The organism is Amycolatopsis sp. NPDC043889 (assembly GCF_056435645.1).
Window position 1 is genome coordinate 58,307 of sequence record NZ_JBWKEC010000027.1, and the last position, 21,590, is coordinate 79,896.

The 21,590-nt window shown below is 68.9% G+C and carries 22 protein-coding genes and 1 tRNA gene; 12 read left to right on the forward strand and 11 right to left on the reverse strand.

Annotated features, from left to right (window positions below):
• The first annotated feature begins 43 nt into the window (after window positions 1-43).
• The 3 genes from AC0685_RS33715 to AC0685_RS33725 all read left to right on the forward strand — a co-directional run bounded on the left by AC0685_RS33715 (window position 44) and on the right by AC0685_RS33725 (window position 3,446).
• Window positions 44-577 (forward strand): MarR family winged helix-turn-helix transcriptional regulator, encoded by a 534-nt coding sequence (locus tag AC0685_RS33715; RefSeq protein ID WP_478229243.1) that lies wholly within the window; start codon window positions 44-46, stop codon window positions 575-577.
• A gap of 79 nt (window positions 578-656) precedes the next feature.
• Window positions 657-2,021 carry a pyridoxal phosphate-dependent decarboxylase family protein gene (locus AC0685_RS33720; protein ID WP_478229200.1) on the forward strand — a complete coding sequence of 455 codons (1,365 nt, stop codon included), beginning with the start codon at window positions 657-659 and terminating at the stop codon, window positions 2,019-2,021.
• 36 nt (window positions 2,022-2,057) lie between these two features.
• The gene (locus tag AC0685_RS33725) at window positions 2,058-3,446 is read left to right on the forward strand and encodes an amino acid permease (protein ID WP_478229201.1); all 1,389 of its coding nucleotides are present in this window, start codon (window positions 2,058-2,060) and stop codon (window positions 3,444-3,446) included.
• On the opposite strand, the gene AC0685_RS33730 is transcribed toward AC0685_RS33725, so the two are convergent.
• Both AC0685_RS33730 and AC0685_RS33735 read right to left on the reverse strand, forming a co-directional pair.
• Window positions 3,424-4,398 carry an ROK family transcriptional regulator gene (locus AC0685_RS33730; RefSeq protein ID WP_478229202.1) on the reverse strand — a complete coding sequence of 325 codons (975 nt, stop codon included), beginning with the start codon at window positions 4,396-4,398 and terminating at the stop codon, window positions 3,424-3,426. The two genes, AC0685_RS33725 and AC0685_RS33730, sit on opposite strands and share 23 nt — an antisense overlap.
• 8 nt (window positions 4,399-4,406) lie before the next feature.
• A complete protein-coding gene (locus AC0685_RS33735; protein ID WP_083649928.1) occupies window positions 4,407-4,835 on the reverse strand; it encodes a winged helix-turn-helix transcriptional regulator in 429 nt (142 codons plus the stop codon).
• 91 nt (window positions 4,836-4,926) lie between these two features.
• Between AC0685_RS33735 and AC0685_RS33740 the strand changes: the two genes are divergently transcribed.
• On the forward strand, window positions 4,927-6,375 hold the full coding sequence (locus AC0685_RS33740; RefSeq protein WP_478229203.1) for an MFS transporter: 1,449 nt from the start codon (window positions 4,927-4,929) through the stop codon (window positions 6,373-6,375).
• On the opposite strand, the gene AC0685_RS33745 is transcribed toward AC0685_RS33740, so the two are convergent.
• Entirely contained in the window at window positions 6,315-6,779 is a 465-nt protein-coding gene (locus AC0685_RS33745) for an SRPBCC family protein (RefSeq protein WP_478229204.1), read from the reverse strand. The genes AC0685_RS33740 and AC0685_RS33745 overlap by 61 nt on opposite strands.
• A gap of 307 nt (window positions 6,780-7,086) precedes the next feature.
• On the opposite strand from AC0685_RS33745, the gene AC0685_RS33750 reads away from it, so the two are divergent.
• Window positions 7,087-7,332 (forward strand): hypothetical protein, encoded by a 246-nt coding sequence (locus tag AC0685_RS33750; protein ID WP_478229205.1) that lies wholly within the window; start codon window positions 7,087-7,089, stop codon window positions 7,330-7,332.
• On the opposite strand, the gene AC0685_RS33755 is transcribed toward AC0685_RS33750, so the two are convergent.
• From AC0685_RS33755 to AC0685_RS33765, 3 genes are all read right to left on the reverse strand, one after another.
• Window positions 7,313-8,311, reverse strand: coding sequence for an aliphatic amidase (locus AC0685_RS33755; RefSeq protein WP_478229206.1), 999 nt, complete (start codon window positions 8,309-8,311; stop codon window positions 7,313-7,315). The two genes, AC0685_RS33750 and AC0685_RS33755, sit on opposite strands and share 20 nt — an antisense overlap.
• Window positions 8,298-8,921, reverse strand: coding sequence for an AmiS/UreI family transporter (locus AC0685_RS33760; RefSeq protein WP_478229207.1), 624 nt, complete (start codon window positions 8,919-8,921; stop codon window positions 8,298-8,300). Before AC0685_RS33760 ends, AC0685_RS33755 begins: the two co-directional genes overlap by 14 nt.
• 84 nt (window positions 8,922-9,005) lie before the next feature.
• Window positions 9,006-10,082: a substrate-binding domain-containing protein gene (locus AC0685_RS33765; protein ID WP_478229208.1), complete on the reverse strand. Its 1,077-nt coding sequence runs from the start codon at window positions 10,080-10,082 to the stop codon at window positions 9,006-9,008.
• 87 nt (window positions 10,083-10,169) lie between these two features.
• Here AC0685_RS33765 and AC0685_RS33770 point away from each other — a divergent pair, with 87 nt between their 5' ends.
• Window positions 10,170-10,580: a MarR family transcriptional regulator gene (locus AC0685_RS33770; RefSeq protein WP_478229209.1), complete on the forward strand. Its 411-nt coding sequence runs from the start codon at window positions 10,170-10,172 to the stop codon at window positions 10,578-10,580.
• 3 nt (window positions 10,581-10,583) lie between these two features.
• Here AC0685_RS33770 and AC0685_RS33775 read toward each other — a convergent pair whose 3' ends face one another.
• The 4 genes from AC0685_RS33775 to AC0685_RS33790 all read right to left on the reverse strand — a co-directional run bounded on the left by AC0685_RS33775 (window position 10,584) and on the right by AC0685_RS33790 (window position 13,384).
• Window positions 10,584-11,201: an MFS transporter gene (locus AC0685_RS33775; protein WP_478229210.1), complete on the reverse strand. Its 618-nt coding sequence runs from the start codon at window positions 11,199-11,201 to the stop codon at window positions 10,584-10,586.
• 240 nt (window positions 11,202-11,441) lie between these two features.
• Window positions 11,442-11,515: transfer RNA gene (locus AC0685_RS33780), tRNA-Arg, on the reverse strand.
• A 243-nt stretch (window positions 11,516-11,758) separates the two neighbouring features.
• Window positions 11,759-12,148 (reverse strand): peptidase inhibitor family I36 protein, encoded by a 390-nt coding sequence (locus AC0685_RS33785; protein WP_340687611.1) that lies wholly within the window; start codon window positions 12,146-12,148, stop codon window positions 11,759-11,761.
• 186 nt (window positions 12,149-12,334) lie between these two features.
• A complete protein-coding gene (locus AC0685_RS33790; RefSeq protein ID WP_478229244.1) occupies window positions 12,335-13,384 on the reverse strand; it encodes a LacI family DNA-binding transcriptional regulator in 1,050 nt (349 codons plus the stop codon).
• Between the two features lie 121 nt (window positions 13,385-13,505).
• On the opposite strand from AC0685_RS33790, the gene AC0685_RS33795 reads away from it, so the two are divergent.
• Both AC0685_RS33795 and AC0685_RS33800 read left to right on the forward strand, forming a co-directional pair.
• Window positions 13,506-14,684, forward strand: coding sequence for an MFS transporter (locus tag AC0685_RS33795; RefSeq protein WP_478229211.1), 1,179 nt, complete (start codon window positions 13,506-13,508; stop codon window positions 14,682-14,684).
• A 62-nt stretch (window positions 14,685-14,746) separates the two neighbouring features.
• Window positions 14,747-15,919: a sensor histidine kinase gene (locus AC0685_RS33800; RefSeq protein ID WP_478229212.1), complete on the forward strand. Its 1,173-nt coding sequence runs from the start codon at window positions 14,747-14,749 to the stop codon at window positions 15,917-15,919.
• On the opposite strand, the gene AC0685_RS33805 is transcribed toward AC0685_RS33800, so the two are convergent.
• Window positions 15,910-16,548: a histidine phosphatase family protein gene (locus AC0685_RS33805; protein WP_478229213.1), complete on the reverse strand. Its 639-nt coding sequence runs from the start codon at window positions 16,546-16,548 to the stop codon at window positions 15,910-15,912. The two genes, AC0685_RS33800 and AC0685_RS33805, sit on opposite strands and share 10 nt — an antisense overlap.
• A gap of 42 nt (window positions 16,549-16,590) precedes the next feature.
• Between AC0685_RS33805 and AC0685_RS33810 the strand changes: the two genes are divergently transcribed.
• The 4 genes from AC0685_RS33810 to ettA all read left to right on the forward strand — a co-directional run bounded on the left by AC0685_RS33810 (window position 16,591) and on the right by ettA (window position 21,580).
• Complete coding sequence (locus tag AC0685_RS33810; protein WP_478229214.1) at window positions 16,591-18,612, forward strand: bifunctional copper resistance protein CopD/cytochrome c oxidase assembly protein; 2,022 nt, start codon at window positions 16,591-16,593, stop codon at window positions 18,610-18,612.
• 93 nt (window positions 18,613-18,705) lie between these two features.
• Window positions 18,706-19,302, forward strand: a complete 597-nt coding sequence (locus tag AC0685_RS33815) for a hypothetical protein (protein ID WP_478229215.1) — start codon at window positions 18,706-18,708, stop codon at window positions 19,300-19,302.
• Between the two features lie 55 nt (window positions 19,303-19,357).
• A complete protein-coding gene (locus tag AC0685_RS33820; protein ID WP_340687617.1) occupies window positions 19,358-19,807 on the forward strand; it encodes a single-stranded DNA-binding protein in 450 nt (149 codons plus the stop codon).
• Window positions 19,808-19,903: 96 nt separating this feature from the next.
• Complete coding sequence (ettA, locus tag AC0685_RS33825; protein ID WP_478229216.1) at window positions 19,904-21,580, forward strand: energy-dependent translational throttle protein EttA; 1,677 nt, start codon at window positions 19,904-19,906, stop codon at window positions 21,578-21,580.
• The last annotated feature ends 10 nt before the right edge of the window (window positions 21,581-21,590 follow it).

The following is a 21,590-nucleotide window of genomic DNA, read 5'->3' on the forward strand; positions in this document are numbered from 1 at the left end:
GGGGTGCGTGCCCATCGGGCTGGTACCTCCGGGGCCGGTGAGGATGTGGCTGTTGACCGGGTATCACACACTGGCCGAGACCGAGAACGCCGTGCGGGCCAAACTGGGCGGGATTCCGCTGCTGTGGGAGCGGATGGAGGCGGTGGCCAATCTCCACCGCGCCGCGACGGCCGTCCGGCTGCATTTCGAGAACTCGGTTCTGCGCACCGCCGGTCTCACCTGGACCGCGTTCGTGGTGCTGTGGGTGGTGTGGATCTTCGGTGAGAAGGAGACCAGGCACGTCGCCGCGGAATCCGGCATCACCAAGGGGACGCTCACCGGGGTCATGAAAACCCTGGAGGCGCACGGACTGGTCACCCGGCGGAAACATCCCGTCGACGGACGTTTGGTGCTGCTCGCGCTGACCCCGGAAGGGGAGCGGCTGATGCGGGAGCTCTTCCCGGAGTTCAACCAGGAGGAAGCGTTCGTCACCGAACGGCTCAGCCCCGCGGACTGCACCGCGCTGGCCGGTTCGCTGCGGGAGATCGTCAGGCAACTGGAGGAGAAGGGCGAGGAACGGCGTACCCGGAAGAGCTGACCCCTACCGAAGACGGTTGCGCGAGGCCTCCGCCGACTCCTACGTTTTTTGGAGCCGAACGAAGCGAAGGGCGCGCTTGATGGACTTCCGGTACTGGCTCGGTCAGGCGTTGACGTCGAACGAGGCGTGGGCGGAGACGTTCGGCTCCTTCCGGCCGCATCCGTCGCTGGAGATCTCCGACGGGCGGTTCGAGGCCGCGTTCGAAGAGCTCACCGAGCGGTTGAAGGACAACTACCCGTTCTTCCACCCGTCCTACGCGGGCCAGATGCTCAAACCGCCGCATCCGGCCGCGGTGGTCGGCTACCTGGCCGCGATGCTGGTCAACCCCAACAACCACGCCCTCGACGGCGGCCCGGCGACCGCCGAGATGGAACGCGAGGTCGTCCGGGAGCTGGCCACGATGTTCGGCTACACCGAGCATCTGGGGCATCTGACCACCAGTGGCACGGTGGCGAACCTCGAAGCGCTGTTCGTCGCGCGGGAAACGCATCCGGGCAAGGGGATCGCGTACAGCGCCGAGGCGCACTACACGCACGGCCGGATGTGCGGCGTCCTCGGCGTCGAGGGGCACACGGTGCCTGTCGACGCGCGCGGCGCGATGGACCTCGACGCGCTCGAAGATCTGCTGCGCACCGGGAAGATCGGCACCGTCGTGCTCACCGCCGGGACGACCGCGCTCGGCACGGTGGAGCCGATCCACGAGGCGCTGGCGCTGCGCGAACGCTACGGCGTCCGGGTGCACGTCGACGCCGCCTACGGTGGGTTCTTCCGGCTTCTGTCCGGTTTGGACGGTCCGGAAGGGCTGCCCGAAGCCCCGTGGCTCGCCATCGCCGAGGCCGACTCGATCGTCATCGACCCGCACAAGCACGGCCTCCAGCCCTATGGGTGCGGCGCGGTGCTGTTCAAGGACCCCGGGGCGGGCCGGTTCTACCTGCACGATTCGCCGTACACCTACTTCACCTCGGAAGGGCTGCATCTCGGCGAGATCAGCCTCGAATGCTCCCGGGCGGGCGCGGCCGCCGCCGCGTTGTGGCTCACCTTCCGGGTCCTGCCGCCCACTCCCGACGGACTGGGCCGGGTGCTCGCGGCCGGGCGCCGCGCGGCGTTGCGGTGGGCGAAGCTGCTGGAGGACTCCGAGCGGTTCGACCTGTACCAGCCACCGGAACTCGACATCGTCACCTACTTCCCCCGCACGGAGCCGCTTTCGCTGTCGAAGATCGACCAGGAGAGCGCGCGGATCCTGCGCACCGGCATGGCCGCGGCGAGGGAGCCGGTGTTCCTCAGCACACTGCGGGTGAGCGAGGCGCGGTTCGGTCTGCGTCACACCGGGGTCGACGCGGATGCGGACGGCGCGAGGATCCTGCGTAGCGTGCTGATGAAGCCCGAAAGCGAGGACCACGTCGACCGGCTGCACGAACGGCTGGAAGAGTTGTCCCGCGGTTGAGCTTCTCCAGTACCGCCGCAGACGAATGGATCCGCCATGCCCGCACCAGGTCCCGCCGAGCCCGTGACCGCGATCGAGACCCGATCGCTCGGCACCGGATTCCGACGGCGGCACGTCACCATGCTGGCCATCAGCGGGGCGATCGGCGCCGGGCTGTTCGTCGGCACCGGCGCGGGGATCAAGACCGCGGGCCCCGGCATCCTGCTGTCCTATGTGGTCGCGGGCTTGCTCATGGTGCTCGTGATGCGCATGCTGGGCGAGATGGCGGCCGCCGAGCCGAGCAGCGGCTCGTTCTCGGTGTACGCGGAGAAGGCGCTCGGCCGCTGGGCCGGGTTCACCGTCGGCTGGCTGTACTGGTCGCTGCTGGTGGTCGTGGTCGCGGCCGAGGCCACCGCGGCGGCGGGGATCGCGAACGGCCTGCTGCCGCGGATTCCACAGTGGACCTGGGTGCTGCTGTTCATGGCCGTGCTGACCGTGGTGAACCTGTTCGCGGTGCGCTCGTTCGGGGAGTTCGAGTTCTGGTTCGGCGCGATCAAGGTGACCGCCGTGGTCGGCTTCCTCGTCCTCGGCACGCTCGCGGTGTTCGGGATCCTGCCGGGCACGACGCCGGTCGGCCTGGACAACCTCACCGGGCACGGTGGTTTCCTGCCCAACGGTCTCCAAGGCGTGCTGACCGGCCTGCTCGCGGTCGCGTTCTCCTTCGGCGGCATGGAACTGGTCACCATCGCCGCGGCGGAGTCCGAGGACCCGGCGGATTCGATCCGCCGCACCACGCGCACGGTCATCGTGCGGCTGCTGCTGTTCTACGTCGGTTCCGTGGCGCTGATGGTGTTGTTGCTGCCGTGGGAGTCCGCTTCGGCCAACACCAGCCCCTTCGTCACCATTCTGGAGAAGATCGGGGTGCCGTCGGCGGCGCTGCTGATGAGTTTCGTCGTGCTGACCTCGTTGCTCTCGGCGCTCAACGCGAACCTCTACGGTGCCTCGCGGATGGTGTTCTCCTTGGCCGAACGCGGTGAAGCGCCGCGCGCGATGCTGAAACTGTCCGGCGCGGGCGTCCCGCGGACGGCGGTGCTCGCGTCGGTGGCCTTCGGTTTCGTGGCCGTATTGCTGAACTTCCTCGCTCCCGAACACGTGCTTCCGTTCCTGCTCAACGCCATCGGGGCGAATATCCTGCTGGTCTGGATCTTCGTCGCCGTCTCCCAGTTGCGGTTGCGGAAGGCGGCGGAACGCGACGGCACGGCCGCCGGCCTGCCGGTGCGGATGTGGGGTTTCCCGTGGCTCAGCTGGGTCGCGCTGCTCGCGATGGCGGGTGTCCTCGTTCTCATGTGGACGGACGCCGACGCGCGGACGCAGCTGTTCACCAGTGGTGCGGTGGCCGTGCTGATCGTGGTGATCAGCCTGCTCAGGCGACGTCCGCGACGCTGAACAGTTCACGCTCCACCCGGCTCAGCGCCAGCCGGACCGCGCCGAGCGCGACCGCGTCTTCGCCGAGCGCCGACGTTTCGACGCGCACCGGGAACAGCGCCAGCCGGGCCAGTTCGGTGCGAAGCCTCGCCGTCAACAGGTCGTCCGAGCCGCCGATCACCACCAGCTCGGGGTCTACGGCGAGGACCGTGGCGGCGACCAGCTCGACGAATCCGCCGGCCTGTCGCAGGGCGCCGATCTCGCCGGCCGCGCCGTGGTGGCCGGCGTGCAGCTTCCCGCCGAGCAGCAGGCCCAGCGAGACGGTGCGCCCGGCCCGCACGTAGACGACGTCGTCGACGCCGTGCGCGGCCCCGCGCCAGTGTTCGGCCAGTGCCGCGAGCTTGGTGTCGTTCCCGGCCAGCACCGGGCAGCCGCCGCCGAACTCCGTGGGAAGGTCGACGCCGGTCCAGCCGGGAAGGCGGTCGTCGCGGACGACCTTGCCGCCGGACACCACGCCGGTGGTGCCGATGCCGAGCACCCGCACGTTGACGTGGCCTTCGACGGCCGTGCCGAGCACCCGGTGCGCGGTGCCGAGCCGGTCCGCGGCGGCCATTTCCGGGGTGAGCCCGGCCTTCGCCCGGCCGACGACCTCGCCCCGCAGGTCGGCGACCAGGCACGACGCCTGATGCGGGCCGATTTCGAGGCCGGCGACGTGCCCGGACTCCTGGCGGAACCGGTACCGCTTGGCGGGTCTGCCCCGCGGCCGCGGCGCGCCGGGGGAGAGCGGGACCTCCTCGACCAGGCCCTGTTCGCCGAGGTCCGCGGCGATCTCCTCGACGGTCGGCCGGGAGACCTCGCTCGCCTTGACCAGTTCCGCGAGGGTGAGGTCCTCGGCCGCGTACAGCGCCCGCAGGACGGCGATGGCGTTGAGCCGCCGCAGCAGTGACGGATCCCCTCCGGACAGCCTGGCCATGCGACTCCCTAGGCGGTGACGCGTTTGTCGTACTGGGCGCGCGCGAGGGCGATTTCGCTCTGGTGGTCCTCGGTCCAGGTGACCAGCGACTGGATGGTCTGGTGGAGTGTCATGCCCAGCGGCGTCAGCGCGTACTCGACCCGGGGCGGCACCACCGGATAGACGGTCCGGTTCACCAGCCCGTCGCGTTCCAGATGCCGCAGCGTGGTGGTGAGCATGCGCTGGCTGATGCCGTCGATCTTGTACTTGAGCTCGGTGAACCGCAGCGTGTTCCGGTCGAGCAGCGCGATCACCAGTAGCGACCACTTGTCCGCCACCCGGTCGAGGATCTGGCGGACCTCGCAGTCCTCGCGCGTGTCCCACTGGAAGGCCTCGTAGTCCTCCTCGGTGAGTTCGCAACGACTGGGTGAGTTCAAAGTGCCTTCTTCCATGGTCATCGATAGTGACGGACGATCCCTTTGGTTACAAGAGGGAACCGACCGGCTGATGAGTAACCGTCGGTTCCCGTTCACTGAGGGAGAGTCGATCTTGAGCAACACACGAACGCCGCCGCGCGCCGACCGGATGGGCGGGCGGGCCTGGGGCGTGCTCCTGGTGCTGTGCGGCGCCATCTTCCTGGAGGGCATCGACGTCGCGATGCTGAACGTGGCGCTGCCGTCCATCCGGGCCGAACTTGGGCTGTCGACGGCGACGCTGAGCGGCGTCGTGAGCGCCTACGTGCTCGGCTACGGCGGGTTCATGCTGCTGGGCGGACGCGCCGCCGACATGTACGGCCGCCGTCGCATGTTCCTCGCCTGGCTGGTGGTGTTCCTCGTCTTCTCCGGGCTGGGCGGGTTCGCCACCGAAGGCTGGATGCTGCTGCTCGCCCGGTTCGTCACCGGCGTCGCCGCGGCCTTCATGACCCCGGCCGGGCTGTCCATCATCACCACGAGCTTCGAAGAAGGCCCGAAACGCAACAAGGCGCTGCTGTTCTACGCCGGCACCGGAGCGGGCGGTTTCTCGCTCGGCCTGGTCATCGGCGGCCTGCTGACCAGGATCGACTGGCGATGGGTGTTCTTCACGCCGGTGATCCTGTCCGCCGTCATCCTGCTCGCCGCGCTGTGGCTCATCAAGGAACCGGCGGGCGAGGAACGCGTGCCGCGTCGCCTGGACTTCCCCGGAGCGCTCACCGTGACCGTGGCGATGCTGCTGATCGCCTACGCGGTGGTCCGCCTGGAACACCCCGGACAGGGCTGGGGCTGGACCCTCGCGTCGTTCGCCGGGGGAGTGGCGGCGCTGGCGGCCTTCGTGGCCGTCGAACGCCGCTCGCCCGCGCCACTGGTGCGGTTGGGCATCCTGAAGTCGGGGACGCTGGTGCGGGCGAACGCCGGCGCCCTGCTGTTCGCGGGATCGTTCTTCGGGTTCCAGTTCCTCGTCACGCTGTATCTGCAGGAACTGCGGGGCTGGTCGACGCTGGAGACGAGCCTGGCGCTGCTGGCCGTCGGGATCGACGCGATCCTCGCGCCGACGCTGACCCCGCGGCTGGTGGCGAGGTTCGGCAACACCCGGCTGATCTTCGGCGGACTCGTGCTCGCCGCCGTGGCGTACGCGCTCTTCCTGCCGCTGGGCCTGGACTGGACATATGCGGCGATGTTCCCGTCGATGATCATCCTGGGCCTCGGGTTCGCGCTCGCCTACGGTCCGCTGACGATCGTCGCCACCGACGGGATCGCCGAGGACGAACAGGGACTCGCGGGTGGGTTGCTGTACACGGCGTTCCAGTTCGGCGCGGCGCTCGGGCTGTCCGCGGTGACCGCCGTCAACGTCGCCGCGCTCGGTGACGGTTCGCGAGAGGCCGCGCTCGGCGGTTTCCGGGCTGCGCTGGTCGTGCCGCTGGTCATGGCCGTCCTCGCCGCGATCGTGATCGCGTCCGGCCGTCAGCGCGTTTCGGCGAAGGAGGCCAGGTTGGCCAGTGAAGAGGCGATACCGGCCTCGTGATCGGCCTGGCCGATGCCGGACGGCACGTCCGTCGCGGTGACGGTCACCTCGGTGGCGTGATCCGCGGCGGCCAGGCTCCAGGTCATCGTCATGGTGCCCGCGAACGCCGGGTCTTCGGATTCGAAGACGGCCTTTTGCACCACGCGTTCCGCGGGCACCAGCTCGGCGAACCCGATTTCGACCACGTCCGTCGCGTCCGACGATTTGCCGGGCGCGGCGGACGCGTCGAGGTAGGTGAGGACCATGCGGAAACCGCCGCCGGGACGCGGATCCCAGTGCTCGATCCGGCCGCGCATCCCCTCGGGCGGCAGCCAGGCTTCGAGCGACTCGCGGTCCAGGAGTGCCTGGTAGACGGTCTCGGGCGGGGCGGCGATCCTCCGGCTGCCGCTGTCGATCCTGTCCATGACGCCGAGTCTAAGGGCGGATAGGCCGATCATCGCGGATCACGGACGGCGGTGGTCCGGGGAAGGGTGATCCGCATCGACTACTTCATCGCCTGGTCCGCCTTTCTCGGCGGCTGGCTCCTCGTCGCCGGACCCATGTACCAGGGCGCGCTCGAACTCCGTGAGGAGAGCGAGCGCTTTCGCGACCTGCGGTCGGTCGAGGTGCCCCGGCCCGATTTCGGGGAGCCTGCTTCCCGCTGGTGGTGGCTGCTGCCGCCGGTGGCCATCGAAGGAACGGCGACGGCGGCGCAAGGTGCACCGCGAGGTCATGAACTCGTTCACGGCCGAGCAGCGGCGCACCATGGCCACCTTCGCCAACAAGGCCCGCGGCTGGTTCATCGTGACCGCGGGCGCCTTCTTCATCGCCCTCAAGGAAACGTGGCACCTGAACCACCTGTACCACTGGCCTTTGTGGACCTACTTCGCGCTCGTGCTCGTCCCGCTCGCGCTGAGTTTCGCCCACACGTCGAGGGGTGTCCGGCTCACCGTCCTCATCATGGGTGCCGAGGAGTGATGGTGTCGCGGGTGATCGACTCGACCTTCTCCTGCGCTTTCTTGGCGTCGGTGACCCAGAGCTTGTAGAAGTCGAACGGGCACTCGGTCACGCCCTTGTCGCCTTCGTCCGCGTCCTGCACCCCGGTGTAGCCGCGGTGCAGCAGCTTGAAGATGTGGTTCTGCGACTGGTCGTAGGTGCGCGCGTCGCGGATCGCCGAGACCGACAGTTGCGCGTACTGGATCCCGTATTCCTCTTCGCCGGTCTCGCCGAGGGTGCGGCCGTCGAAGCCGATGATCGCGGAATGGCCGAAGTACGAGTACACGCCGTCGAAACCGGCGGCGTTCGCCACGGCGACGTAACAGTTGTTGGCCCACGCCATCGCCTTGGCCATCAGGACCTGCTGCTCCTTGGCCGGGTACATGTAGCCCTGGCAGCGCACGATCAGTTCGGCGCCCTTCATCGCGCAGTCGCGCCAGATCTCCGGGTAGTTCCCGTCGTCGCAGATGATCAGCGAGATCTTCATGCCCTTCGGGCCGTCGCTGACGTAGGTGTCTTCGCCCGGGTACCAGCCTTCGATCGGGCACCACGGCAGGATCTTGCGGTACTTCTGGACGATCTCGCCGCGGTCGTTGATGAGCACGAGCGTGTTGTACGGCGGCTTGTCCGGGTGGTCCTCGTGCCGCTCGCCGGTGATGGAGAAGACGCCCCAGGTCTGGGCTTCCCGGCACGCGGCCGCGAAGATCTCGGTCTCCTCGCCGGGGATCGTCGCCGCGGTCTCGTACATTTCCTTCGGGTCGTACATGATGCCCTGCGTCGAGTACTCGGGGAACACCACGAGATCCATGCCGGGAAGCCCGGACTTCATGCCCACCACCATTTCGGCGATCTTGCGGGCGTTGTCGAGGACTTCGGCCTTGGTGTGCAGCCGCGGCATCTTGTAGTTGACCACCGCGACACCGACCGTGTCCGGGCTGGCGGAAATGTCACCGTGTCGCATGAAGACTCCTTTTCTCCGAACGGTTTTTCAGGACGTCGAGGGAACCGGCGGCCGCGACCAGCGCCACCGCGATCGCCGCCGCCAGCAGCGCGGTGCCGCCGTCGCTGCGGTAAGCGCCGGTCAGGCCGAGGAAGGCGGGCACCGTGCAGGTCGGCTGGCTGAGCAGCAGGACGGTCCAGCCGGTGAACCGGGTCAGCTGTTCTTTCCCGAGGCCGAGCACCACGAAGAACAGGGCCCACAGCAACGCCCAGGACAACCAGATGACGCCGAACACCGGGTCGTTGTCGTGCCAAAAGGCGATTCCCGCGTACACCACGGCGGCGCCCGCCACGAAGAGCGAGAACCAGCCGATACCTTCGGGTGCCAGGCCCGCGAGGTTCGCGATGCCGACGTAAAGGTAGGTGAAACCGAACAGGTACAGGCCGGACGCGGCGAGGATCGCGTCCGGATTCCCGTTCGCCTGGACGATCAGCACGGTCGGGGTGACGCACTGCAGGGCGCCGACGAACAGGTTCAGCACCGCCGCCGAACGCGATGGTACCCGTCCGAGCAACATCAGGCCGTTGATCATCAAGGCGGCGCCGACGTAGAGCAGGCCCACGTTGCCCATGCTCACCTCCGCATAACGTGCGTCATATGGAATAGTTTCAAATGAAAGTAAGTGGTGTGCCGGAGCGAGTCAAGAGGGTGGATTTCAGAGCCGGGTGAGGACTTCGAAGTCGTAGCCGTCGGCGACCGCGAGATGGACGTGCTGATCGGCCTGCTGCCCGCGGAACTCGATCGTGCCGCGCGGTCCGTGATAAGCGACGCCGTCGATCGCCGCGTTGAGCGCCGGAAGCTCCGACGTCCCCGCCCTGCCGACGAGTTGGGCCAGTGTATGCAGCCCCTCGTAACAGGATTCGGCGGCGTTGTTCAAGGCCGGCGCGCCGGGGCCGTTGCGGCCCACGTAGCGGCCGAGGAGGTCCATCGCGTCGGCGGTGACCATCGAGCGGAAGTAGGCGGCGGAGACGTAGAGGTTGCCGGTGGCGTTCGCGCCACTGGCGAGAAGCATGTTCTCCTCCATCAGCGGGCTGAAGCGGAGCAGCCGGTCGCTGAGCCCGTGCGCGGCGAAAGCCCGGTTGAAGCGCACCGCGTCCTGTCCGACCAGCAACATGAGCACACCGTCGCTTGTGGACTGTTCGACCTCGCGGACCACTGTGGACATATCGCCCGCGCCGAGCCCGACGAAGGCCTCTCCGGTGATGCGCAGATCGAGATCCTTGGCGTATTGGTGGATCGCGCGGGTCGATCGGTGCGGCCACACGTAGTCGTCGCCGACGACGAACCAGCGCCGGGCGCCGAGGTGATCGCGCAGCCAGCGCAGTGCCGGCTCGATCTGGCAGCGCGGCGTCTCGCCCGTGCAGAAGATGCCCGAGCGGCGCTCGCCGCCTTCGTAGAGCGAGGTGTAGACATACGGCACCCTGTCGGCCACCACCGGCGCGAGCGCGTGCCGGATCGACGAGATATGCCAGCCGCTCACCGCGTCGACCCGCCCACCGGCGACCAGGCGCCGCACTTCGTCGGCTACTCGCGCGGGAGTGCCACCGCCGTCGACCACCTCGGCCTCGACCCGCCTGCCGAGGATGCCGCCGGATTCGTTGAGTTCGTGGACGGCCAGCTCCGTGATCGCCTCGCACGACGGGCCGAACAGCCCGGCCGGTCCCTGCAACGGGATCACCATGGCCACACGCCAGGTGTCGTCGCGGGGCCGGGTGGCGAGGCGTGGGGGCATGGCGCTCCGTGCGGTGGCCCGGTAAGGTCAAAGTGCTTTCACCTGGAAGTATTGCGAGGGTGTCCGGTTTTGGCAAGGGGGCGGGATATGGGGACACGCGGCGTCACGACCGCCGGAACGTCGCTCACCGGCTCGCTCACCCGCGCCGCCCGCGCCGTCGCCGCCAGGGTGGAGCAGGTGCTCGCCAAGGAAGGTCTCACCCTGGACCAATGGCTGGTGCTGGACACGCTGAGCGGCAAGGGCGGCCTCGCCATGGCCGACCTCGCCGACCGGACGCTCGCCACCGCCCCGACGTTGACCAGGGTGGTCGACAAACTCGTGACCACCGCGCAGGCCTACCGCGAGGTCGACGCCGCCGACAGACGCCGCGTCCTCGTCCACCTCAGCGCCCGCGGCCGGGCGACGCACCGGCGCGTGGCCGCGAAGGTGTCAGAGGTGGAAGCCCGGCTCGACGTGCCGGACGAAGTGCTCGTGGCGTTGCGGGGGCTCGGCGACTGAAGGTCAGGGGTGTTTCGGCCTGGCCAGCGCGACGATGCCGATGACCCCGGCGACGACGAGCGCGACGAACACGAACAGCGCCGCCACCACGAACACCACGCGGAAGCCGGTGGCGTCCGAGAGCAGCCCGCCGAGAACCGGTGCGGCCACCAAGGCGAGGACACCGAGGCCCGCCGTCACGCCGGCCGCGACGCCGCGACCGGTTCTGAGACGCCGGATCAGCGCGACGGTCACACCGAGGACGGCGCCCGCGCCGAGTCCGTTGAGCACCCGCCCGACCAGGAGCAGGCCGCTGCTGGGCCCGAAGGCGACCAGCAGCACGCCGAGGAGCATCAAGACGATCGCAGGCACGGTCACCGACGTCGGAAAGCGCGCGCCGAGCAGCAGGCCCGCGGGGAAGGCGATCGCGGCCGCGACGACGTACGCCACGAGACCGTTCAGCAGCAGCGACTGGCTGGACATGGCCAGATCGATCTGCAGGGCCGACTCGCCGTCGAACCGGTAGATCACGGTGAGCAGGAACAGGCCGATGAGCGCGGCGACCCCGGGTCCGATGACGAGCCACCAGGGAGGCGCGGCGGTCGGCTGCGAGTCGCGCTGGGTCGGCGTCGGCACGTACATGGGCACAACCTATAGCGCACGGCGAGGTGGGTGGACCACTTCACGAAGCCTTGCCGGTGTGACAGTGACCAACAACAAGGGTAAGGCGTCACGGACCGCCACCGCTGGGGCATCCGGAGAGGCCCCAGCGGCGCCGCCCGCGCGAGCGTGACGCGGATCGAAAGTGCTGGGTTTGTGCTGACCCAGCCCCTTCTGCGTTTGAGTTGGCTGGTCACAAAGTGCTTGTGACCAGCCGCGACGTGCCCCCGGCAGGACTTGAACCTGCGACCTAGAGATTAGAAGGCTCTTGCTCTATCCAGCTGAGCTACGAGGGCCGACGTCGGCGACGTTGGGTGTCGCCCAGCATCGGCAGCTTAGCCGTCGCCTACCTGTCGATCGTTCGACACCGCCAGATCGTTTCAGGTCGAGCCCACCCTTTTTTTGGAACGCCCGTGAGCGCGTCACGACGCGGGGTGACGCGCTCACGGGCCGGGGCCGCTTCGGGGGAGCGGCCCCTGGGTTCGCGCAGGTCGCGAGTCGACTCTTCCGCGAGCGACCGGCGCGAACCGCCGGGGTGGTCAGTCCCAGATCTTGAGGGCGCGAATCACGAACGGACCCTGGGGCACGTAGGTGCCGCCACCCGGATAGGTGATGAAATCTCCTTCGGTCGTGCACTCCTCGCTTTGGTAAATCGTCACGTCCCTGCTCAGCCGGTTGACGAACGAATGCCCGTCGAAGCCTTCGGGTAAGGGAATGCATTCGTCGGGATTGGAGGTGCGCAGGTCGAATTTGTGCACCGCGCCGCCGTACGATTCTTCGCCCCAGACGCAGAACTCGCCCTTCTGGCAGGCGGGTTCGGGCGGCGCCGTGGCGGCGCTCGCGACTCCGGCGCTGGTCAGAAGGCCGACCATGGCCAGCAGGAGCACGTGTGGGAGGCGGGCGCGCAGGTTGGTCAAACGTCGTTGCATGGCTGGGTTCTCCCCCGTGAATCGGCGCTCGATCGCCGTCGGTGAATGTGTGATTCCACGATGGCGCGCGGGGAAGGGTTTGTCTGCCCGCATTTCTACTTCTGTGGATAAGTAGTTGTGCGCCGCTCGATCGGGGCGAGTTGTCCACATATCACCGGGGCGCCTTGCGCGCGCCGGAATCGGCTGCTAAGCGGGCGCGGTGGAATCCCGGACGACCAGTTCGGCGGGTACCTCGGCGGGCGCGGGGACCTTCTCCCCGCGCAGCAGGGCCAGCACCAGTTCGCCGGCCGCCCGTCCTTTGGCGGCCAGGTCCTGCCGGACCGTCGTCAGCGGTGGTTCGGACCACCGGGCGGGCGGGACGTCGTCGTAGCCCACGACCGAAAGGTCGCCCGGGACGGACAGGCCGAGCTGTCTGGCGGCCGAAATCGCCGCCAGGGCCAGCAGATCCGACATGCACAGCAGCGCCGTCGGCCGTGGCAGCCGATCCAACAGGCCGAAAGCGCTCGGGAGAGCTCCTTCGACCGAGAGCCCGGACGCCTCCCAGATCGGCACGTCCGCCGTCGGGATCCCCGCCTCGGCCAGCGTCTCCAGGTAGCCGGCCATCCGTTCGCGGTTGTCGTGGAACCGGCTGTTCCCGGCCTCGGCCGCGCTCAGTTCGCCGCCGCGCGGCGCCGAGAGGCACTGCGCCGAGAAGATCCCGATCCGCCGGTGCCCGAGTTCCACCAGGTGCCGGGCCGCGGCGGCCGCTCCCGCCCGGTCCGCGACGCCGATCCTCGCCGAACCGCGGATATGCGGCTGGTCGATCACCACCAGCGGCAGGCCCCGGTCCCGGACCGCGGTCAGCGCCGGCGCGCCGTCGGCCAGCGAATACGCCACCGCGATGTCGGCCTGCGCGGTCAGGATCCGCTCCGCGCGCGGGCCGCCGCTCTCGCCGTCGCCGGGCAGCAGCAGAAGGGCGTGCCCCTCGGGATCGACGACGGTCGAGAGCGCGTCGAGGGTGACCGACAACGCGGGATCCGAGAACGCCGTCGAAAGATTCGTGTCGAGCAGGACGGCGATCGCGCCGGTGCGGCTGGTGGCGAGACTGCGGGCGGTCGGGTTCGGCCCCGCGTACCCGATTTTCTTGGCCGCGCGAAGCACCTCTTCCCGCAGCTGGGCGGACAGCTGATCGGGCCGGTTGTAGGCGTTGGAGACGGTCGCGCGCGACACCCCGACGGCGTCGGCGACATCGTCCAACGTCGGCCTACGCCGTCGCGTGCTGGTCACCGCCGCAGTCTAGGCGCTGACGGCGCCAGTGGACTTTCTGAAGCGCTTAAGTCATTCTGGGGAAGAGGAAATCGAAAGGAGACTGGGGTCTATGCGTGACCGTACGGCCGTTTTCGTCGTGTTCGCGCTCAACGGGGCGGCGCTCGGCTCCTGGGCGCCGAGGACTCCGGCGTTGTCGGAAAGAGTGGACGCCTCGCCGGGTGTCTTCGGTCTTGCCCTGCTGGGCGCCAGCGTCGGCATGCTGATCGCGGCGTCGGTTTCGGGGCGGCTGATCGAGCGGTACGGTGCCCGCGCGGTGGTCGCGGGCAGCACGATCATCGCCTGCGCGGCGTTGCCGATGATCGGTTTCTCGACGTCGGTCGTCCTGCTCGCCGGGGCGTTGTTCGTCCTCGGGGCGAGCGTCGGCGCGCTCGACGTGGCGATGAACGTCGCCGGAGTCGAGGTGGAGCGCCGGACCGGACGCGCGATCATGCCGATCCTGCACGCCGGATTCAGCTTCGGCGCGTTGGCGGGCTCCGTCGCCGCGGGGTTCGCCGCGTCGCACCACTGGTCGCCGGGGAGGCATCTCACGGTCGCCGCGCTGGCCGCCCTGGTGGTGCTCGCCTTCGTCATCGCCGCCGTGCCCGGCGCGCGACCCGTACACACCGAACCCGTCGAGAAGCCGAGAGTGGCGCCGATCAAACGTCCCGTCCTCTGGCTGCTCGCCGCCATCGCGCTGTTCTCGGCGATCGCGGAGGGGGCGAGTTCGGACTGGTCCGCCCTGCTGATGACGTCCGTGCACGGGGTCGGCGACGGCGCCGCCGCCTTCGCGTACTCGGGATTCGCCCTGGCCATGGCGCTCGCCAGGCTCGCGGGTGCCTGGCTTCAGAACCGTTTCGGCGCGACGCGTGCGCTGGCGGTGGGTGCCGGGATCGCCGCCGCCGGCCTCGTGCTCGCCGCGCTGGCCCACGTTCCGGTGTTCGGCTTCGTCGGCTTCGCGCTGGCGGGTGCCGGGCTCGCCGCGGCCTTCCCGATCGCGTTGAGTCTCGCGGGCGCGTCGGGCAAACGCGCCGACGGGACGGGAGGCGAGCGCGAACTGGCCTTCGTCACGGCGATCGCCTACACCGGTTTCCTCGCCGGACCGCCGCTGATCGGCGGGATCGCGCAGGTGACATCGCTTTCGGTGTCGTTCCTGTTCGTCGGGCTGACCGCCGCGCTGATCGTGCCGTCCGCGGTGGCCGCGGCGCGGGCGCGGAAACGTGAGGAGGCGGTCGACCCCGTCGCCCGTTGACATCTCGGTAAACTGAAATGAATGCGCTTCGGTCGCTGTTTCAGTGAGGCTAATCCGGGAGGGTGCTGATGCTCGGCGGCGGCAGAGGTATCCCCGCGCGACTGGTGCGGACCACGGTGCCCTGGCTGGTCCTGGTCCCGGTGGCGTTCCGGCTGGCGATGCTGGTGCAAGCGCTGTGGGTGGCGGGCCTGGGATCTTCGGTGCTGTGGACGTTCGTGGCGCTGCATCTGGTGCCCAACGTCGTCGCGACCGTCTGGACCTTCCGCTGGTCCGCGGCCGGGACGAGGCTGGTTCCGTTGGTGGACAGCGCGTTCGCCGCGCTCTTCGTCCTCGGGGCGGCGCCGTTCGCGCAGGACACCGCGATCACGTCGATCACCTGGACCCATCTGATGGGCACGGTGATGGTCTGGACCCTGCTGCGCGGCGCGGCGGCCGGGGCACTGGCCATCGGGGCCGCGGTGGTACCGCACGTCCTGCTGGATCCGGCCTCCTCACTCGGTCTCCTTCTCACGCTCGCGACCGCGCTGGTGGTGTCGCTCGCGGTCGCCGGCCTGGTCGGCGCGTCGATGCGGTTCGCGGTCGGGTTCGGGGAGCAGCGGGGCCGGGCCGCGGAACGTGAGAGGCACCGCCGCGACGTCCACGACACCGTCCTGCAGGTGATGGAGTCGTTCGCGATCCCCGCACCCGCCGACGAACTCGACCCGGCGGCCAGCCTCGACCGCGTCCGCCGCATCGCACGCGCTCAGGCGATGCGCATCCGGATCAGCCTCGAACACGAATCCACCGAAGGAATCGGACTGCGCCAGCGGCTGCGGCTGCTCGCCGCCGAAATGGCCGCGGAGGGGCTGCGCGTCGAGGTCGTCGTTCAGGACGACGCCGCTCCAGAGCTTTCGGAGGAGGCGGCCATGGCGCTGCACGACTCCGCCAGGGAAGCCCTGCGCAACACGTTGAAGCACTCCGGGACCAGACGGGCCGTGGTGAGTGTCGAAGAGATCGGCGGCGGGGTTTCCTTGACGGTGCGCGATCACGGCGCCGGTTTCGACGTCGGGGCCCGGCGGCGTGGCTTCGGCCTCGAGAACTCGATCATCGCGCGGATGGCGGAGATCGGCGGATTCGCGCGGATCGAATCCAGCCCTGGGCTGGGAACGAGGGTGGTGCTCCTCGCCCCTCCATCCATACCCCCGCCGCCGCCCTCAAAGGGGGCGCTGCGCGCCGCTGAACTGATTCAAACCTGAGTCTCCCCGTCGGGTGAGTCCCGCCACTGGCGGAACGGGCGGTCCAGCGTCCACTTGCCGTCGACCCGCTCCACGACGCGGTATTCGCAGGTCTTCGGGTTGGACAGGGACTCGAACAGCTCGATGCTCCAGCCGAAGAGCCGTCGGCACAGCAAGCGGATGGTGAGCCCGTGTGAGACGACCAGCACGGTTTCGGGGTGATCTTCGCCGCACGCCGCCAGCTCGCTGAGGAACGCCGCGACCCGGTCGTCGACGTCCGCCCCGGACTCGCCGAACGGGAGCCGGTAGAAGAAGTGGCCGAACTCGTGGCGGCGTTGTTTCTGGACCTCCTGCTCCAGCGGGTCCTGGAGGTTGCCCCAGTCCTGTTCCCGCAGCCTCGGCTCCGGCACGATCCGCTCGCAGGCCTCCCGGATGTCCAGCAGCCGCAACGTTTCCCGTGTCCGCAGATAGGGGCTGACGTAGACCGCCGTCCGCTGCCCGCCGAGGACCTCCTTGAGCTCCGGGCCCGCCAGCTTCGCCTGCTCACGACCGGCGTCGGTCAGCGGCAGGGCGTGGTCGGGGATCCGGGTGTAGGCGAGTTCGTCGACGTTGCCGAGTGACTCGGCGTGCCTCAGCAGGATGATCCGCACGCCGCCATCTTGCCGGTTGCGCGTTCGGCATACCCTCGTGACGTGCCTTCAGACCCCGAGACGAAACCGGCCCCACCCGCGCGGAAGGCCGGTGTCCTGCCGCTGGTGTCGATCGGGGCGCTCCTGGCCGCGGTGGTGGCCGTCGGCCTCGTCGCGCTGACCGGTGGCGCCGGTTACGTCATCGCCGGACTCCCGGACCCGGGCCTGGTGACCCGCTACGGCATCACCGTCGTCCGGGTACTGGCCGAGGCGGCTTCGGTGCTGTGCGTGGGTTCGCTGCTGCTCGCCGCGTTCCTCGTCCCGCCGCAGAAGTCCGGCACGCTCGCGGCCGACGGTTACGCCGCCATCCGGGTCGCCGGCGTCGCGGCGTGGGTCTGGTTCTTCGCGGCCGCCGCGTCGATCTTCTTCTCCGCGGCCGACGGCGCGGGCCGCCCGTTCACCGAGGTGCTCTCGCCGCAGGTACTGGTCGACCTCGTCGACGCCATCGAGCAGCCGAAGGCCTGGCTGTTCACCGCGTTGATCGCGTTGCTGGTCGCGCTCGGCTGCCGTCTCGCGCTGACCTGGGGCTGGACGACGGTGGTCTTCTTCCTGTCCGTCGGCGGCCTGGTCCCGGTCGCGGTCACGGGGCATTCCGCGAGCGGCGGCTCGCACGACATGGCGACCAACAGCCTGCTGTACCACCTGGTCGCCGCCGCGTTGTGGGTCGGCGGGCTGGTGGCGCTGCTGGCACTCGGCTGGCGCCGCGGCGAGAACCTCAAGCTCGCCGCGACGCGGTTTTCGAAGCTGGCGCTGGTGTGCTGGATCGTGATGGCGGTCTCCGGCATCGTGAACGCGCTGGTGCGGATCAGGATCGCCGACCTGTTCACCACCGACTACGGCCTCCTGGTGGTCGCGAAGGTCGTCGCGTTGCTGCTGCTCGGCGTCTTCGGCCATCAGCAACGGCAGAAGGGGGTCGCCGGGCTGGTGAACGGAGCGGGCGGTGGTCAGCTGCTGCGGCTCGCCGCGGTCGAGGTGCTGATCATGTTCGTCACGATCGGCATCGCGACCGGGCTCGCGAAGACCCCGCCGCCGCAGGAATCGCTGACCCAGCCGTCGACAACGGAACTGCTGATCGGGTACGACCTCTACGGTCCTCCGACGGTCTTCCGGCTGCTCACGGACTGGCGGTTCGACCTCGTCTACGGCACCCTCGCGCTCGTTCTCGCCGGGCTGTACCTCGCCGGAGTCCGGCGGCTGCGGCGCCGCGGTGACACCTGGGCCACCGGCCGGACGGTCGCGTGGCTCGCGGGCTGTTTCGTGCTGCTGATCGCGACGTCGTCCGGTATCGGCCGATACGCGCCCGCGATGTTCAGCGTGCACATGGGCAACCACATGTTGCTGTCCATGGTGGCGCCGGTGCTCTTCGTGCTCGGCGGGCCCGTGACGCTCGCGCTGCGCGCGCTGCCCACGGCGGGCAAGGACGCCCCGCCCGGACCGCGTGAATGGCTGCTCGCCTTCGTGCACTCGCCGCTGTCGAGGTTCCTGACGCATCCGATCGTCGCGCTACTGCTGTTCGTCGGTTCCTTCTACGGCCTGTACTTCTCGGGCCTGTTCGATTCGGCGCTGAACTACCACTGGGCGCATCTGGCGATGAACGCGCACTTCCTGCTCGCCGGGTACGTCTTCTACTGGCCGGTGATCGGTGTCGACCCGGCGCCACGACGGCTCCCGCCGCTGGGACGGCTGGGGATGATGTTCGCGGCAATGCCGTTCCACGCGTTCTTCGGGATCGCGCTGATGAGCATGCAGACCGTGCTCGGACAGGACTTCTACCGCGGGCTGAAACTGCCGTGGGTCACCGACCTCCTCACCGATCAGCGGCTCGGCGGCGGGATCGCGTGGGCGTCCGGTGAGCTGCCGGTACTGCTGGTGCTCATCGCGCTGCTGGTGCAGTGGGCGCGGCAGGACGAGCGGGAGGCGCGGCGCCGGGATCGCCGCGAAGAGGCCTCCGGTGACGCGGATCTGAACGCCTACAACGCGATGCTGAAGAAACTCGCCGATCAGGAACGGGGGCCCGGCTCCTAGAGCTTTGGCCGCAACCGGACAACGGGGCGGCGGCGCCCGTCACGGTGGGAACCTGGGTTTCGGTGGCAGGTTCACCATCGTGGGGAGACCGCGGTGGCAGACGAAATCGGAGCAACCGTCCGCAGGCTTCTGGAGCAACGGAAGCTCTTCCTGAAGCCGGAACACGACGACTTCGGGAAGGCCGTGTACGTCTGCGTCGACGACAGGACACCGGGCGGTTTCCCGGTCGGCCATGTCATCGCGACGGCGGGTGGCGGGGCGTGGCTCGCCTACGCCCGTATCCCCAAGGGCGGCTTCCACGAAATCGCCCAGGTGGCCGTCGGGTTGCCGACGTTCGACGCGGCCATCCGTGCCGTTCTCGACCACGCTCGGTCCGCCGACATCCTCCGAGCCGTCGAACGGCGTCCGGGAGCGGCCGCGAAGACCTACACCGCGATCGTGGACCCGGGGCACGCCGAATGGCTCACCACGCTGGAAGAACCCCAGGGCATCACCCACCTCGGCAGACGAGCTCGTGGTCGATCTGGTGCCCTACAAGCTGACACGCGATCGGTAGTGCCCCTTACCACGCCTCGCCGACAAAGCCCGCTCTTCCGCCCCGAGTTGTCCACAGGAAGCCCACAACGCCCGGAGTTGTCCACAGATCCGGTTTTCGTCCCTTTCCGCCCTCGAGTCCGAGGCACTCTGTGATCAAGGGAAACGCCGGGAAGGTCCCGGAACGAGGAGAAGGGCGAGTGTGATGGCGATGGGCGAAACGTGGGTGACCATGATCGGCAACCTGACCAGCGAACCGGTCCACCATCCGGAGCGGGGGCACGGGCACGACGTCGTGTCGTTCGGCTTGCGGAGTGTCGAACGCCGGTACGACAAGGAAAGAGGGGAGTGGGGCGAGGGACGGCAGCTCGCGGTCAAGGTCACCTGCTGGCGCAAGCTGGCGATGGCGGCGTTCTCCTGCCTGAGCAAAGGCGACCCGGTGATCGTGGCCGGGCGGCTACGCGGCGCCGAGACCGCGGAGGAGATCCCGGCACCTCTGGGTCTACCTGAGCTTGAGGCCTTCTCCATCGGCCCCAACCTGGCGCGTTGCTCGGCCGAGATCCACCGGTTGGGACGTGACCGGCCCAGGGCGATCCCGTCGGTGCCGCCGCCCGCCGGGAATCCCATGGTCACCGCGCTGGAGGAGGCGCCCGTGGGCTGAGGTTCCGATGCTCACTCAGTGATATCGGGCTGACTGTCGGTAGCTCGGTGGTGACCGCCGTCAAGGCCGCGATCGCCTCGCTCTACGATCGTTTGCATGGCCGAGTTCATCTACACCATGAAGAAGGTGCGCAAGACCGTCGGGGACAAGGTCATCCTCGACGACGTCAGCACCGCGTTCTACCCCGGCGCCAAGATCGGCGTGGTGGGGCCGAACGGCGCGGGTAAGTCCACCGTTCTGAAGATCATGGCGGGGATCGAGCAGGCCAGCAACGGCGAAGCCTTCCTCCAGCCTGGCGCCAGCGTCGGCATCCTCATGCAGGAGCCGGAGCTCAACGAGGAAAAGACCGTCCGCGAAAACGTCGAAGAGGGCCTTGGCGACATCAAGGTCAAGCTCAACCGCTTCAACGAGGTCGCCGAGCTCATGGCGACCGACTACAGCGACGAGCTGATGGAGGAGATGGGCAAGCTCCAGGAGGAGCTCGACCACGCCGACGCGTGGGAGATCGACTCCACGGTCGAGCAGGCCATGGACGCGCTTCGCTGCCCACCGCCGGACGAGCCGGTCACCCACCTCTCCGGTGGTGAGCGCCGCCGGGTCGCGCTGTGCAAGCTGCTCCTGTCCGCTCCCGACCTGCTGCTCCTCGACGAGCCCACCAACCATTTGGACGCCGAAAGCGTGCTGTGGCTGGAGCAGTTCCTCGCGAACTACGCCGGCGCCGTCCTCGCCGTCACCCACGACCGGTACTTCCTGGACAACGTCGCCGAGTGGATCATGGAGCTCGACCGCGGCCGCGTCGTCGGCTACGAGGGCAACTACTCGACGTACCTGGAGAAGAAGCGCGAGCGTCTCGAGGTCCAGGGCAAGAAGGACGCCAAACTCGCCAAGCGGCTGAAGTCCGAACTCGAATGGGTCCGGTCCAACGCCAAGGCGCGCCAGACCAAGTCGCGGTCCCGGCTCGACCGCTACGAGGAGATGGCCGCGGAGGCGGACAAGCACCGCAAGCTCGACTTCGAAGAGATCCAGATCCCGCCGGGGCCCCGGCTGGGCAGTGTGGTCGTCGAGGTCGAGAAGCTGCGCAAGGGTTTCGACGACCGGGTGCTGATCGACGGGCTGTCGTTCGACCTGCCGCGCAACGGCATCGTCGGCGTGATCGGGCCGAACGGTGTCGGCAAGACGACCCTGTTCAAGACGATCGTCGGGCTCGAGGAGCCGGACGACGGCCGGGTCAAGATCGGCGAGACGGTCAAATTGTCCTATGTGGACCAGAACCGCGGCGGGATCGACCCGAAGAAGACGGTATGGGAGGTGGTTTCGGACAAGCTGGACTACATCCACGTCGGGCAGACCGAAATGCCCTCGCGTGCCTACGTCAGCGCGTTCGGTTTCAAGGGGCCGGACCAGCAGAAGCCGGCGGGCGTGCTCTCCGGTGGCGAGCGCAACCGGCTGAACCTGGCGCTGACCCTCAAGCAGGGCGGGAACCTGATCCTGCTCGACGAGCCGACGAACGACCTGGACGTCGAGACCTTGAGCTCCCTGGAGAACGCTCTCGAGCAGTTCCCCGGCTGCGCCGTGGTCATCTCGCACGACCGGTGGTTCCTCGACCGGGTCGCGACGCACATCCTCGCCTGGGAAGGCACGGACGAGAACCCCTCGCAATGGTTCTGGTTCGAAGGTAACTTCGAGGGCTACGAGAAGAACAAGGTCGAACGCCTCGGTGCCGAGGCGGCTCGTCCGCACCGCGTCACCCATCGCAAGCTGACCCGCGACTGAGGGCCGGGGG